Annotated in this window: 14 protein-coding genes; 12 read left to right on the top strand and 2 right to left on the bottom strand. The window is 66.4% G+C overall.

Annotated features, from left to right (window positions below; genetic code table 11):
* Window positions 1-41: 41 nt before the first annotated feature.
* From GGQ54_RS05440 to rplL, 4 genes are all read left to right on the top strand, one after another.
* The gene (locus GGQ54_RS05440) at window positions 42-1,109 is read left to right on the top strand and encodes a zinc-dependent alcohol dehydrogenase (protein WP_179444471.1); all 1,068 of its coding nucleotides are present in this window, start codon (window positions 42-44) and stop codon (window positions 1,107-1,109) included.
* On the top strand, window positions 1,106-2,095 hold the full coding sequence (locus tag GGQ54_RS05435; protein WP_179444470.1) for an alcohol dehydrogenase catalytic domain-containing protein: 990 nt from the start codon (window positions 1,106-1,108) through the stop codon (window positions 2,093-2,095). Before GGQ54_RS05440 ends, GGQ54_RS05435 begins: the two co-directional genes overlap by 4 nt.
* 236 nt (window positions 2,096-2,331) lie before the next feature.
* Entirely contained in the window at window positions 2,332-2,985 is a 654-nt protein-coding gene (rplJ, locus tag GGQ54_RS05430; protein ID WP_179444469.1) for a 50S ribosomal protein L10, read from the top strand.
* A 75-nt stretch (window positions 2,986-3,060) separates the two neighbouring features.
* Window positions 3,061-3,456 (top strand): 50S ribosomal protein L7/L12, encoded by a 396-nt coding sequence (rplL, locus tag GGQ54_RS05425; RefSeq protein ID WP_179444468.1) that lies wholly within the window; start codon window positions 3,061-3,063, stop codon window positions 3,454-3,456.
* A 133-nt stretch (window positions 3,457-3,589) separates the two neighbouring features.
* Here the strand turns inward: rplL and car are convergent, their stop codons facing one another.
* Entirely contained in the window at window positions 3,590-7,093 is a 3,504-nt protein-coding gene (gene car / locus GGQ54_RS05420; protein ID WP_218843714.1) for a carboxylic acid reductase, read from the bottom strand.
* Window positions 7,094-7,331: 238 nt separating this feature from the next.
* Between car and GGQ54_RS05415 the strand changes: the two genes are divergently transcribed.
* From GGQ54_RS05415 to GGQ54_RS05380, 8 genes are all read left to right on the top strand, one after another.
* A complete protein-coding gene (locus tag GGQ54_RS05415; RefSeq protein ID WP_179444467.1) occupies window positions 7,332-8,147 on the top strand; it encodes an AfsR/SARP family transcriptional regulator in 816 nt (271 codons plus the stop codon).
* A 97-nt stretch (window positions 8,148-8,244) separates the two neighbouring features.
* Entirely contained in the window at window positions 8,245-8,586 is a 342-nt protein-coding gene (locus tag GGQ54_RS05410) for an SCP2 sterol-binding domain-containing protein (RefSeq protein ID WP_179444466.1), read from the top strand.
* Window positions 8,579-9,358 carry a class I SAM-dependent methyltransferase gene (locus GGQ54_RS05405; protein ID WP_179444465.1) on the top strand — a complete coding sequence of 260 codons (780 nt, stop codon included), beginning with the start codon at window positions 8,579-8,581 and terminating at the stop codon, window positions 9,356-9,358. The genes GGQ54_RS05410 and GGQ54_RS05405 overlap by 8 nt, the downstream gene beginning before the upstream one ends.
* A 25-nt stretch (window positions 9,359-9,383) precedes the next feature.
* Window positions 9,384-9,710, top strand: coding sequence for a YciI family protein (locus GGQ54_RS05400; RefSeq protein ID WP_179444464.1), 327 nt, complete (start codon window positions 9,384-9,386; stop codon window positions 9,708-9,710).
* A 54-nt stretch (window positions 9,711-9,764) separates the two neighbouring features.
* Complete coding sequence (locus GGQ54_RS05395; protein WP_179444463.1) at window positions 9,765-10,460, top strand: DUF2461 domain-containing protein; 696 nt, start codon at window positions 9,765-9,767, stop codon at window positions 10,458-10,460.
* 272 nt (window positions 10,461-10,732) lie between these two features.
* The gene (locus tag GGQ54_RS17575) at window positions 10,733-11,113 is read left to right on the top strand and encodes a 4'-phosphopantetheinyl transferase superfamily protein (RefSeq protein WP_179444462.1); all 381 of its coding nucleotides are present in this window, start codon (window positions 10,733-10,735) and stop codon (window positions 11,111-11,113) included.
* A 43-nt stretch (window positions 11,114-11,156) separates the two neighbouring features.
* Complete coding sequence (locus tag GGQ54_RS05385) at window positions 11,157-12,128, top strand: NAD(P)/FAD-dependent oxidoreductase (RefSeq protein ID WP_343045859.1); 972 nt, start codon at window positions 11,157-11,159, stop codon at window positions 12,126-12,128.
* An 85-nt stretch (window positions 12,129-12,213) separates the two neighbouring features.
* Window positions 12,214-13,020, top strand: coding sequence for a WHG domain-containing protein (locus tag GGQ54_RS05380; RefSeq protein ID WP_179444461.1), 807 nt, complete (start codon window positions 12,214-12,216; stop codon window positions 13,018-13,020).
* Here the strand turns inward: GGQ54_RS05380 and GGQ54_RS16895 are convergent.
* Window positions 12,983-13,807 carry a BTAD domain-containing putative transcriptional regulator gene (locus GGQ54_RS16895; RefSeq protein ID WP_179444460.1) on the bottom strand — a complete coding sequence of 275 codons (825 nt, stop codon included), beginning with the start codon at window positions 13,805-13,807 and terminating at the stop codon, window positions 12,983-12,985. The two genes, GGQ54_RS05380 and GGQ54_RS16895, sit on opposite strands and share 38 nt — an antisense overlap.
* Between the last annotated feature and the right edge of the window lie 75 nt (window positions 13,808-13,882).

Raw genomic sequence — 13,882 nt, 5'->3', positions numbered from 1 at the left:
GTTCTCACAGCCGATCGACAGGGCGCGGCTACGATCGGCGGATGGACGCAGCGACGCGCGAGCCGGACGGCTCGATGACGCCCGAGCCGGACGGCTCGATGATCCGGGTCACCGCCACCGCGATCGGCCGGGTCGCCGCCGGGTCGGTCGAGATTCCGGCGCCGGAGGCCGGGCAGGTGCTGGTCCGCACCCGGTACGCCGGGATCTGCGGCTCCGACACCCACGCGCTTGCGGGGCAACATCCGCTGCTGGCCCCGCCGTATGTGCCTGGGCACGAGGCGGTCGGGGTGATCGCGAGCGGCGACGGCGCCGGGCGTCGGGTCGTGCTGAAGCCCAATGTGGTCTGCGGGGTGTGCGTGAACTGCCGCGCGGGGCGTACCAACGCCTGCGAGGTGCTGGCCTGGATCGGCTGCGACCCGACCGGCGCGCGCCCCGGCGCGATGGGGGAGTTCTTCCTCGCGCCGAGTGGCAACCTCTACCCGGTGCCCGACGGCGTCGACGACGATCAGGCCGCGCTGGTGGAGTGCCTGGCCACCCCCGTGCACGCGGCGCGGATCGCGGGCGACCTGGCCGGTGCCGGTGTGGTGGTGCTGGGCGCCGGCACGATCGGCGTGCTGATGATCATCGCCGCGCGCGCCGCCGGGGCCGAGCGGATCGTGGTCACCGACCCCGACCCGGTCAAGCGCGAGCGGGCGGTGCGGCTCGGCGCGGATGCCGCGCTCGACGCGCTGGCCGCCGATCTTGGCGATCGGGTACGCCGAGAGCTCGGTGGCGGGGCCGATGTGCTCTTCGACTGTGTCGCCTCCGCAGGCTCGGCCCGTCAGTGGCCGGAGCTGGTCCGGCGGGCGGCGACGATCGCGGTGGTCGGCGTACCCGCGGCTGATCTTGTCACGCCGATGCCGGCGATCCAGGACCGCGAGTTGCGGGTGCAGGGCTGCGCGAGCTACACCGAGGACGATTTCGCCGCGGCGCTGGCGATGGCCGCCGACCTTCCCGCCGCAGAGATCGTCTCCGACCGGTTCGCGTTCGCCGACGCGGCGACGGCCTTCGACCGGGCGGTCGAGCCGGGGGCGGGGAAGGTGCTGATCGGCCCCGGGGCCGGATCGTGAGGGCGATCAGGTTCGACGGGCCCGGGGACTGGGTCCTGGCCGAGGTGCCGGCGCCGGAGCCCGGACCCGACGAGTTGTTGATCAAGGTGGAGGCGTCGGGAGTCTGCGGCACGGACCTGCGGATCGCCACCGGCGACTACGGGCATCTGAGCTTCCCGCTGGTGCCCGGCCACGAGTTCGCCGGAACCGTCGCCGGGTGGGGCGAGGGGGTGGAGGGGTACGCCGTCGGCGATCCCGTCGCCGCCGACCCGAACATCTGGTGCGGCCGCTGCGAGTGGTGTCGGCGCGGCGCGCCCAATCTGTGCGCCCACTGGGAGGCCCTCGGCATCACCCGCGACGGGGCGCTGGCCGAGTACGTCACGGTGCCGGCGCGGCTCGCCGTCCCGCTCGCGGCCGGACTCGACCCGGCGACCGGTGCGCTGATCGAGCCCTTGTCCTGTGTGCTGCACGGCTTCGACCGCGGTGGCGTCGAGGGCGGTCGGAGCATGATCATCTACGGCGGCGGGGCGATCGGGCTGCTGGCCGTGGCGGTCGCGGCCGACCTCGGCGCGGAGGCGTACCTGATCGAACCGCACGCCCGGCGCCGCGAGCGCGGGTTGGAGCTCGGCGCCCGGGGCGCGGCCGGATCGGTCACCGAGCTCGCCGGCCCGGCTCAGTTCGATCTGGTGCTGGACGCCTCCGGCGCCCCGGCGGCCGTGGCCGACGGGCTGTCGCGCCTGCGCAAGCGCGGCACGTTCCTGCAGATGGGGGTGCTGCCGACCGGGGCCGAGCAGGCGTACTCGCCGTATCACCTGTACGAGAAGGAATGGCGGATCATCGGTTCCAACTCGGTGGCCGACCAGTACCCGGCCGCTGCGGCGGCGATGGGTACGCTGGCGCCCCGTTTGCGGGGACTGATCACGCACGAGTTCGATCTCGCCGACTTCGACGCGGCCCTGGCGGCGATGGCGTCGGCCGACGCGATCAAGGTGCAGTTGCGCCCCTGAGCGGATTTGGCGGTCGGCGCGGCGCCGGCGTAGAGTGCTCCTTGCCGAAGACCGCTGGTGACGTGGCGACACGTCCGAAACCTCACCTCGTGGGGGCCCGCGCAGGTGATGACTGAGCAGGATCTCTTCCGATCCACGATGCCCCGTTGCGCCTGTGCGCCGGGGCCTTTCTCGTTCGTGGGGCCGGTCCAGGCGTACCCATCGAACCGGATGGGCAGAAACCGGAAGGGAGACCCATGGCGAGGCCAGACAAGGTGGCCACGGTCGAGGAGCTGGCGAAGCGTTTCGCCGATTCCACTGCCGTCGTGCTCACCGAGTACCGCGGACTCTCCGTGTCGGCGCTGAAGGATCTTCGGCGCTCGCTCGGTGATGACGCCAGCTACGCCGTGACGAAGAACACGCTGACCCAGCGTGCCGCGAAGGACGCCGGCATCGAGGGCCTGGACGAGCAGCTCGTCGGCCCGACCGCCATCGCGTTCATCAACGGTGACGTGGCCACGGTGGCCAAGGGCCTGCGCGACTTCGCCAAGGCAAACCCGCTCCTGGTGCTCAAGGGTGGCGTCATGGACGGTCGTGTCCTCGACGCCGCGCAGGTCACCCAGCTCGCCAACCTGGAGTCGCGCGAGGTTCTGCTCGCCAAGCTCGCGGGTGGCATGAAGGGCGCCCTGTCGAACGCCGTGTCGCTGTTCGCCGCCCCGCTGTCGCAGGCCGCCCGTGCCCTGGGTGCCCTGCAGACCGCGGCCGAGGCGAACCCCGACCTGATCGCCGGCGCCGGTGCGGCGCCCGCGGCGGAGGCGCCGGCCGAGGAGGCCGCGCCCGAGGCGCCCGCCGACGAGCCCGCCACGCAGGAGCCCGCAGCCGAGCCGGCCGAGTCCGGCGCGGCCGAGTAATCACCACCCCAACCCCACGAACCTCACGCCCGGACCGAACCGGCCGGGCTGGGACAACCAGGAAGGAACGCCACCATGGCGAAGCTCAGCAACGACGAGCTCCTTGACGCTTTCAAGGAGATGACCCTGATCGAGCTCTCCGAGTTCGTGAAGCTGTTCGAGGACACCTTCGAGGTGACCGCTGCCGCGCCGGTCGCGGTTGCCGCCGCCCCGGGCGCTGCCGCGGGCGGCGACGGCGGTGCGCCGGCCGAGGAGGAGAAGGATTCCTTCGACGTCATCCTCGAGTCCGACGGTGGCAAGAAGATCGCCGTCATCAAGGAGGTGCGCGGCATCACCAGCCTGGGCCTGAAGGAGGCCAAGGACCTGGTCGAGGCGGCCCCCAAGGCCGTGCTCGAGGGCGCCAAGAAGGAAGACGCCGAGAAGGCCAAGGAGGCCCTCGAGGCCGCCGGCGCCACCGTCACCCTGAAGTGATCATCGCCCCGGTCGGGGCAGCTTGATCAACCATGTCGCGTTGATCACCGCCGAAGCGGCGGGTCCGGGAGACCGGGCCCGCCGCTTCGTGCTTCAGGACGAGGCGACCTGCGGCATCGCAACGGCCAGCAGCTCACCGCGTGCCAGGTACGCCTAGCAGTCCCCGATGCCGCAGATCAGCGGCATACTTCTTGATAAGCGCCGGCTGCACCGACGGGATGATGCCCCCGGCTACGTCGGACTCGGTGATCGCCGCCGTGAAGTCGGGCGCGGGCGCATTGATCTCGGGTAGCTGGCCCGGTTCCCGGAACGCGTGCAGCAGCGGCAACAACGAATGCTGTCCGATATCGTCCGGAAGTTGCCGAAGACCGATCTCCAGGCGGCGCACCCAGTCGGAGTAGTCGCGGATTCGGCGGATCGGATGTCCGGCCTCGACCAGCCAGTCGATGAAGGTGTCGAGGGAGATCTCGTCGTCGTTCGGGTTCACCACGTTGTAGGTCCGGTGACCGCTGCCGACCGAGAGTTCTGCGATTGCGTTGGCAGTGAAGTCCACCGGCAGGCCGTCGAAGTGGCCTCGCCTCCGTGTGCCGTCCGCGGCAGGCGGATAGAACGAGTCCGGTGCGATGCCGGTGATGAGGATGCTGAAGATCAGGCGAGTGAACATGTCGGGTTGGTTGAGCTGTCCGATGTAGCGGCTGTGCGCCAAGATCATGTTGGACCGGAACACCGTGACAGGGACCGCGCAGTGGTCGTACGCCTCCCGTAGCAGAACCTCGCTGGCCCACTTGGTGTTTGCGTACCCGTTCGCGTACTGGTCCGCGACGATCCGAGCGGGGCTCATCGTGCGTACGTCACTCGCCTCATCGAACTCTCTGGGTGAGATCTGATCGGCGATGCCCACAGTCGACAGGTAGGTGAGATGCTTGATGCTGTTGGTCGTGGCGAGCTTGATCAGTTCTGCGGTCCCGGCGACGTTCGGCCCGAAGAGCTGCTGGTACGGCAGCACGTGATTGACCAGAGCGCCCGGGTGAACGATGTCGGTGACCTCTGTGGCGAGTCGGGTCCAGGTCTCCTCGCCCAAACCCAGTCGAGGTTGACTGATATCGCCCGTGATCACTTCGAGGTGATCCGGCGCCAGTCGCAGATAGAGCTCGGAGAGTGCCCGATCGCCGCCGCTCATCGCCGTGGTGAGTCGGTGACGTGCTTGGCTGTTGTCGGTTCCGCGGACCAGACAGATCACGCGACCCGCGGTCTTCCGGGCCCTCTTGAGAAGGTCGAGGGCAAGGAAGCGACCGAGGTAGCCGTTGGCTCCGGTGAGCAGGAACACCGGAGCGCCTTCCGCACGTGGAAGTGTCTTGGCGGTGGCGAGGTGTTCGGCGCTGAGGAACTTGTCAAGGGTGAGCTCGCTGGCCAAGATTCGCGTGCGATCACCGTGGATCGTGCTGGCGGTCACTTGTGTCGTGCTGCCGGCTCGCTGGTTCTCGATGTAGGTGGCCACCTGCTGGAGTCCGTTGGCGGGACTGAGAATGATCGTTGCCGGCACCTCGAGGTCAAACAGATCGCTGAGTTGAGTCGCCAGCTCGTAGGCGGCCATCGAGTCGCCACCCAGATCGGCGAAGTTCGTGTCGCTCGAGGATGCGGCTGCGCCGCCGAGCAGGGCCGTGGCGGCCCGCTGCACGGTTTCGAGCACGGGCTGGCTGGCGACAGAGCGGCGCAGGTCGGCCAGCTCGGCCTCCCGCGTGGCTCCGACGTTCTCATACAGCCGCTCCAGCGGTTCGGCGTAGCGCTGCAACAGTTTCGGCCGCAGTGGCTTGGCGACGCCGGAGAGGAGACCGTTCGCCACCGTGAAGGGCTCGGGTTCGATGATGAAGTCTCGCGGGATCTCGTAGGGGTGGAGCCCTTTCGCCCTGGCTGCCTGTTGCAGCGAACGCGCCAGCAGGGCACGCAGCTCGGATTCGTCGTGGTTCTGCAGGTCAGCAGGGTTGGGCACGATCACGGCCAGCAGCGATGCGCGACCACTGCGCCCGTAGATGAAGATCTGGTGGATGTCGGGGCTTGCGCCGTATATCGCCTCCAGCGTGGAGACTGCGACGAACTCGGCCTGGGACAGCTTGAGCACGTTGTTCTTGCGTTCGACGAACTTCAGCTCATCCGGTCCGGTCTCGGCCATGATGTCGCCCGTACGGTAGTAGCCGTCGCCGTCGAAGATCTCTGCGTTGAGCTCGGGCCGGTTGTGGTAGCCCGGGATCATCGAGGCGGTCTTGAGCAACAGCTCACCGCGCGGGTAGGGCAGGTCGGTCTTGTGGTAGCCGAGTTCTGGAACGTCGACGAGCTTGTACTCGAGCACGGGTGGTCGCTGGATCTTGTTGTCGAACAGCACCACGCCGCCGGCCTCGGTGGACCCGTACGCATCGTGCACGGGGACCTCGAGCATGGACTCCATGAATGCGTGAAGATCAACATCGAGCGGCGCGCTCCCGTTGACCGCGGAGACGATCCGGCCGCCGAGGAGTTCCTCGCGGAGCCGGGTCTTCGCGATGTCCTCGGCGCCTGTCGGATTCTTGCCATCAGCGACCAAGGTGGCCACCATCCGTTGATACCGATCGAAGATCATCTCGCATACCCGCGGGATCAGGAAGAACTCTGTCGGTCGGGACCGTGCGATGTCATCCCACATCCGGGCCGGGTCGTTGCCGGTGGAGAAATGACACGTGCCCCCTCGGGCCAGGGCGCCGGTGAGCACCATCCGTCCCGCAACGTGACTCATCGGCATGTAATGCGTCACGATCGTCGGCATTATCGCCTGGGCCTGGCCGATCCACATCGCGGCCAGGTGCGCCGTGGTGAACAATGCGCCCTTGGGAGCGCCGGTCGCGCCCGAGGTGTAGATGATCTGTGCCAGCGCGGCGACATCGGGTGCAGGTTGCGGCAACCTGGGCTGCGGAAGGGGGGACTGCGGAAGCGTCGCTCCATGGGCGATCAGGTCTTGAAAGGGTTCGACCTCGATTCCGGCGGCATGGAGCCGCGCCGTCGCTCGCCGATAGCTGTGTCGGGCGGCCCGGTCACCGTCGTGGTAGTCGAGGACGTAGACCGAAGTCGGCCGTGCCTCGGAGGCGAGAATCGCCGGGACGATCGCGTCCAGGAAGTCGACGTCGACGGCCAGCGCCGCCGGCCGGGTCTCGCCGAGGATGCCGTGCCACTGCGCCGCTGCGTTGACGATCAGGGGCACCGATACCACACCTGAGGCGATGCAGGCCAGCTCGAGCGTCGCGTAACTGTTGCTGCCGTTCCCCACCGAGCACAGCATGTCACCGGCTCGCGGGCCGGCGGGCGCATGCTGCCACGCGGAGGCCACCGCGCGGGCGTTGGCCCACAGCGTCCGATAGCTGAGAGTGACGCAATCGGTCGAGCGCTGGCGTGAGCCCGCACTGGTAATCGTGATGGCGCGTTCCGTGACGGCGTCGCGGTCGGCGTAACCCTGCATGATCGCTTCAACGACCTGGGCCAGACTCTGGCCGGGTTGGCGGGCCGCCGCAGCGACGTCCTGGTTCGGTGCGCGGTCACGGACTTCGGGGTCGTTGTTCATCAGGCCGCTGAGGCGTTGCTGGAATCCTGCCTGCCATACGTCTTGAACCATGATCGTCCTAGGTTGGAAGGAGTGGCGACCGGAGGACGCCGGTGGTGCCACAGTCGGGTGGCAGGCTTACCGACCACTTACTCGGCCCGAAACCCCCTGACGCCATGAGATGCCCGTTAACTGGTCATAACCAGTATTGTAAAAGTTTACAGCCGTAGCTCTTGTGAACTAGCCGCGCCTTCCTTAGGATGCGTGACTGTAGTTAGGCATGTGTGACAGTCAGTTTCTCTGGGGGTCAGTGACCATGGAGCACAACCCACATCCACGTGAGATCGAGGACGCCGCCCGTTTTCGCGCCTACCTGCTTGGCACGCCGCGGCTGTATGCCGACGGGGACCCGGTGCCACCGGGTCGAATCGCCAGGCGCCGGGCTTGGGAGATCCTGGTTTGGTTCCTGCTCAATCCTGGCAAGCCGGCGATGGCCGAGGCGTTGGCTGATCAGTTGTGGCCCGACGACCATCCCGAGCGGGTGGCGAGCTCGTTCCACGTGAGCCTGCACGCTCTGCGGCGAGCGCTCGAACCGGGTCTGGGTCGCCGCGAGGAGTCGGCCTTCATCCGGCGACACTCAAACAGGATCTACAGCTTCGATCCCGCCGGGCAGTGGTGGACCGATGTGTCCGACCTTGAGCAGGTCCATCGGGCAGGACATGCCAGCGAACGGGCCGGGGACATGGCCTGCGCCCACTTCTACTATCGGCGCGTCGCCGGATATGTCGCACAGGGCACGCTCCTCGATGGTGAGGCCGGAGACTGGTTGACTCCCTATCGTCGCCGGTACCGACAGATGTGCCAGCAGTCGCTGACCCGTTTGATGATCTTGGAGGCACGTCAGGGATCGGAACACGACCTGCTCGAGTCGGCGTACCTCACGCTGAAGATCGACCGTTACAACCAACTCGCGACCACGGTGATCGTGGAGAGCAACCTTCGCGACGGGCGAGCCCCCGCGGCGGCCGAACGTCTGGCGAAGTACTGCCGGGCGCTGCGGGCCGATCTCGGTGTTGCGGTCCCGGACGAGATCGCCGAGCTTGCCCTGCGGGTTCAGGCGGCGTGACTCTTCCAGCTCGCGTAACGGGTCGTGAAGCCGGCGAGCATAGCTTCTGATCAAGGAGTCAGCGCGCTGCACTGACCGAGCATGCGAGGAGAGGGTAATGGGCACTAGAGTCCAAGAGCTGTTCGAATCTCTGGCGGGACGATTGAACCGGGAACAAGCGGCTCAGCTCGAGCGAACCATCCAATGGCGAATCACTGACGAGGACCCAGGCCTTTGGGCGTTCAAGATTGACAATGGGTCGGGACAACTGATCCCGGGCGGAGTCGACGGTCCTGACGCCACCTTCGTCACCGACAGCCAGACGTGGATCGGTGTCGCCGAAGGAAGTCTCGATCCGATGCGGCAGTTCATGTCGGGGAAGCTGAAGGTCGAGGGCGACATGATGCTGGCGCTCAAGGTGCCGAAGCTCTTCCCGGTCGGAGTTGATCACGATGACTGAGACTGACAATGTACGCGCCGAAGGCGAGCGAATGGACCACATTGCCCGGCTCACCGACCCGGCGACCTTCCGTCACCTGGAGGACGCGATCAAGGTCAGCGAGGGTTGGCGGTGCGCCGAGGTCGGTGCCGGCACCGGCAGCGTGGCTCGATGGTTGTCCAACCGGGTCGGGCACTACGGTCTGGTCGAGGCGATCGACATCGAGACCGCACACCTCGAACGGCTGAATGCCCCGAACTTGAGGGTGATCAAGCAAGACATCACCACATGTCCGCTCGAGGTCGGAGCATACGACCTCGTGCACGCCAAGATCTTGCTGATGCATCTTCCTGAGCGCGAGCGCGTTCTTCAGGAGCTCGCGAACGCACTGAAGCCGGGAGGGTACCTGCTGGTTGAGGAAGCCGACGTCCGCAGCATTCAGCGGGTCGAGCCGCCCGCGCCCACGCTGACCCGCGCGGCGGCCGCGCTGGAGACATTCTTCTACATGATGGGCGCCGATCCCGCGTACGCGATGTCCCTGCAGCCCGCGGTCCGAGACACTGGCCTGCAGGTCATGGGCACTGATTGTCAGCTCACTGCCGTACAGGCCGGAACAACCGCGATGCTGTCGGTGTCGCTGAGTCTTGCCAAGCTCGCCCCGATGATCGTCAAGGCGGGTCTCATGTCGGACGCCGAGGTTCAGCAGGCATTCGCCCTGATGGAACAACCGGGTCCGACCGTTCTCTACACGCCGACAATCGTCTCGGTCTGGGCCCAGCAGCTCCGCGGCTGACCGCACCCAACTGAAAGGAACGAACATGCTTCATGTAGTTATCGCGCATGACGGGACAGCTCCTGGAACCTTCGAGCGACGCATGAAAATCAGGCCTGAGCACATGGCGCAGGGTGAGAAGATGATGGAGGCAGGGCAATTCCTGTTCGGCGGGGCGATCATCGATGGCGCCGGCAAGCTGTCAGGCGGCGTACTGATCGTGGACTTCGACAGCCGTGAGGAGATCGATGAGTGGCTTCGTGAGGAGCCGTACATCGTCAACAAAGTCTGGGAGCGCGTCGAGGTGCACCCGTTCCTGGTACCCCCGCAGTTCTTGTCACTGCTCCCCAAGTACGCCGAGGCCTCGGTCTGAGCCCGCCGCGACAGGCGGCATGAGCAGAGTCCAATCCGACGGAGGAGCAGTGTCATGACCAAGTCCACTACCCACGCGTCCGATTTCAAAGGCCTTCCACCGGAGCTGTTTGGCTTCCTCGAAGGGTTGGAGGCCGACAACTCCAAGGCATACTTCGATGCCAATCGGAAGATCTACGACAACAGCGTGAAGGCCCCCGTCGATGCGCTCAAGGATGAACTGGAGCGGGACTTCGGCCCACTCAAGGTGTTCCGGATGAACCGCGACATCCGGTTCTCCAAGGACAAGTCGCCGTACAAGACCTGGGTCGGATTCACCACCACCGATAGGGCCGTTGGCGGTATCGGGTCGTTCTGGCAGGCGACTGCGGAGGGGATGAAGGTCGCAACCGGCGCGATGATGCTGGAGAGTGATCAACTTTCCCGTTACCGCGATGCATTGGTCAACGATGGTCCCGGAGGTGAGTTTGATCAGATCCGTGCGGACCTGGCGGCAGACGCGATGGAGGTAGGTCCGGGTGACATGCCGCAGTACAAGCGCGTGCCGGTGGGCTGTCCGAAGGATCATCCGAGGTCGGCCGAGTTGTTGTGGAAGGGCGCCATCGTGATCCAGTCGTACGATCGGGCACGTTGGATGCACACCGATGTGGTCGCCGACCGCGTCCGAGCCGTCTGGAGCAGTGCGCAGCCGTTACTTGATTGGTTTGAGCGGCACGTCGGCGACAGTGCCAAGCCGGCGCGCAAGAGATGACCCCGCTCCGGCACCTGGAGGTGGTCGACGCCAGGACGTGGGATGTGGAGCGGATGCTGAGCTGCTTGTCGGCGGATGAGCGCGCCGCCAGTTCTCGGATTGGGCTACGTTCGCACCGAAGCGGCTACCTCGGCGCGCATGTACGCCTGCGCCAGGTGCTCGCCGAAACGGTCCAGGCGCCGCCGGCCGCGCTCCGGTTCGCTCGGGCGCGGTGCCCGAGGTGTGGGGGAGGGCGTGGCCGGCCCCGACTCGATCTGCCCGGAGCGCCGGCAGTGCACTTCTCGATTTCACACAGTGATTGGCTGGCGGCGGTTGCAGTCGCTGAGGTGCCGGTGGGAGTCGATGTCCAGGTGCTGCGTCCCGGCTTTCCGGGCGTGTTGAGCCAGTTGGATCCGCTCGAGCGCGCACAGATCGGGCCGTCACCCGAGCGGTTGGCTCGTTGCTGGACACGCAAGGAAGCAGTACTCAAGGCCGTCGGCGTAGGGATCGCGCACGGCATCCGGGAGCCGCACGTGGGTGCTGCCGAACGACCGCACCAACCACCTGGCTTCCGGGTCACCGATATCGAGGTGCCGGACGGGTTTTGCGGCGCGGTCGCGATCGCCACAACCGCTCCGGACGGACCGATCGGTGAGCGGAACAGTGACGGGTAGGGACAATCGGCATCGGCGGGTAGTCCGCCGGGAATGTGACCTGGTGGTGGTCGGCGCGGGCCCGGCCGGGCTGTACGCGACCTTCTACGCCGGGTTCCGCGGCCTGCGCGTCGTGGTGATCGACTCGCTGACTGAACTCGGGGGCCAGGTGTCCACGCTGTTCCCCGAGAAGGCCATCTTCGATGTCGCGGGATTCCCGGCGATCGTCGGCCGGGATCTGATCAGCCGCCTCCAAGAGCAGGCTGCCTCGGCTGGGGCGGTCTACCTTCTGGGTCGGACCGCGATCGGGCTGACCGATCGTGGAGAGCGCGGACTGCTGATCACCCTGGACGACGGTGCGGTAATCGCGGCGGGTGCGGTCCTCGTGTCGGCGGGTGTCGGGGGATTCCAGCCTCGTCAGCTTCCGGCCGCCGCGCCTTGGCTCGGGCGCGGGATGGAGTACTTCGTCCAGGACGCCGAGGTCTATCGGGACCTTGATGTGGTGATCACCGGGGGTGGCGACAGTGCGGTGGACTGGGCGCTGCACGTCGAACCGATCGCGAGGAGTGTCACGCTGGTGCACCGCCGGTCCAGATTCCGTGCGCACGAGTCGAGTATCGATCGACTGCTCAGATCCAGCGTCCAGGTGCTGACCAACGCGCAGGTGAGCCAGGTGCTCGGGGTTGAGTGGATCGATTCGGTCGAGATCAGCGAGGCATCCGGGGGCAGTCATCGTCGGCCGGCCCAAGCGCTGGTGTGTGCACTCGGGTTCGTTGCCGATCTTGGCCCATTGGCTGGTTGGGGTATGGAGATCGCGAACCGCCGGATCCTGGTGGACTCGACCATGCGGACAAGTCTGGAGCGGGTGTTTGCCGTCGGCGACGTGTCGGACTACCGGGGAAAGGTGCGGCTCATCTCGGTCGGATTCGGTGAGGCCGCGATCGCGGTGAACCACATTGCCGCGCTGCTGCGAGCAGACGCTGAGGTCTCACCAGGGCACTCCTCAGATCGCCCGGCGCCTGTTACCGCCGGGTAGAATGTCTGGACCGCACGGCCGACATGAGCTATCTTGAGTGAAGAGCGTTCACTTTAGTGTCGAATCGTAAAGCGAAGGGACGGCAGTGCGCTTGACCAGCGACGGACAACGGATGACGAGGCGAGACCGCAGGCGCCTCGAAACATACGACGAGATAGTCACCGTGGCCAGAGATCTCCTCAAGCGTGGTGACGAGGCATCCGTGCGAGCTATCGCGACCGAGATGGGAATGACCCCATCGGCTCTATACCGCTATGTGGAGAGTGTCGCCGATCTGCACGCCCTGATCGCTCGCAGCGTCTACGAGGACGTCATCCAGACGATGTCCGAAGCCGCGTCACCGCACGAGGGTGACCCCTCAGCCCAGCTAGCCGCGTCGGCAACTGCCTTCCGTGAGTGGGGCCTGCGCAATGTGGCCGAGTTCAAGTTGATCTTTGCTGGCCTGTTGTCCGGGCAGTCCGACATGGGGGGGCCGAGTCAGGAGCAGTCCAGCATCGCGCAGGACGGATCCGACCAGTTCGCGGCGTACTTCGCCGGGATCTTCATGGCCCTGGTGGCGTCGGGTCTGATCCGGGTGCCCGACCTCAGCAACGTCGATGACTCGATGCACGAGTTCGTGGCGAGCAGGAAACGATCTACAGACCAGGAAATGATCACCAGTCTCGGTACCGACGGCCCTGCGGTGATGTGGCTGTTCCAGCTTGCTTGGGCGCGACTCTACGGCGTGGTGATCCTCGAGGTGTTCGGGCTGGTCGAGCGATCGATGATCGAGTCGGGAGCCCTGTTCATGGTGCTGATGCGCGAGACGTTTGAGAGTCTCGGGCTGCCTGATGACTGGAATCGGCTTCGTGACGTCAGCCGCGCTGTGGCCGACCGTCGGGAGCAGTCCTGATCGGGGCTCCGGATCGGAGTTGATGCTCCAGACGTAGCAAGTCGTCCGAGGGCCGAATTCGCATGTCGTCGGTCAGCCTGGCGCGAAACTCGAGCAGACTCTGGATCGCCGCGATCCGGTTGCCGCCCAATGCATGCGCAACCGCCACCGCCTCGGCAGCCGACTCGTCATATGGGTCCTGGTCGAGGAGCGCGAGGCCGCCGGCCAGCGCCTGCGGCAGCCGCTGGGTTGTCAGGTAGAGATTGAGCAGGGTCAGCCTGGCCTCGTGGCACGCGGATTCGTGGGCCGCTCGGGTCTCCGCGAACGCATCGTCGTAGATGTCCTCGGGCAGGAACACCATGGCGTCCATCTGGGCGAGCGTCTCAAGCTGATGGATCGCGTTGTCAACGTCACCGCGGCTTCGAGTCTGTCGGGCCTTGATGATCAACAATCTTGCTTGCCAGTAGTCCACTTGCCATCGTTCTGCAGGGTCGAATCGATAGCCTGAATCGGTATTGTGGATGAATGTCGAGGGACGCCCTTCGCGGTCGGGTTCGAGGTAGTCCCTCAGATAGTGCAGGGTCCGGTTCAGTCGGTTGCGTGGATTGCTTCTGCCGGGAGCGATGACCTCGGCGAGCTCCTCGGGGGAGAAGCGTACGCCGGGGTGTATCAGAAACCACTTCAACAGCGTCCGAGCGGCAGTCAGGCCGGGCGCCGCGCCGGCAGTGCCGAGCGGACGATCACCTCGCAGCACAGTGAACGGGCCGAACAGGCGAGCACTGTACGACCTGTCATCCGAGACCCCCACGCGCACCCCCACTTGCCAGGAAAGTCGATGAGGGAGTCAACTTAGCGCGGGCGGGGGGCAGCCCCCCGCGGCCCG

Source organism: Naumannella cuiyingiana, from assembly GCF_013408305.1.
GTDB classification, from domain to species: domain Bacteria; phylum Actinomycetota; class Actinomycetes; order Propionibacteriales; family Propionibacteriaceae; genus Naumannella; species Naumannella cuiyingiana.
Note: the sequence above shows the minus strand (reverse complement) of the source record. Positions and strands in the feature narration are given on the sequence as shown.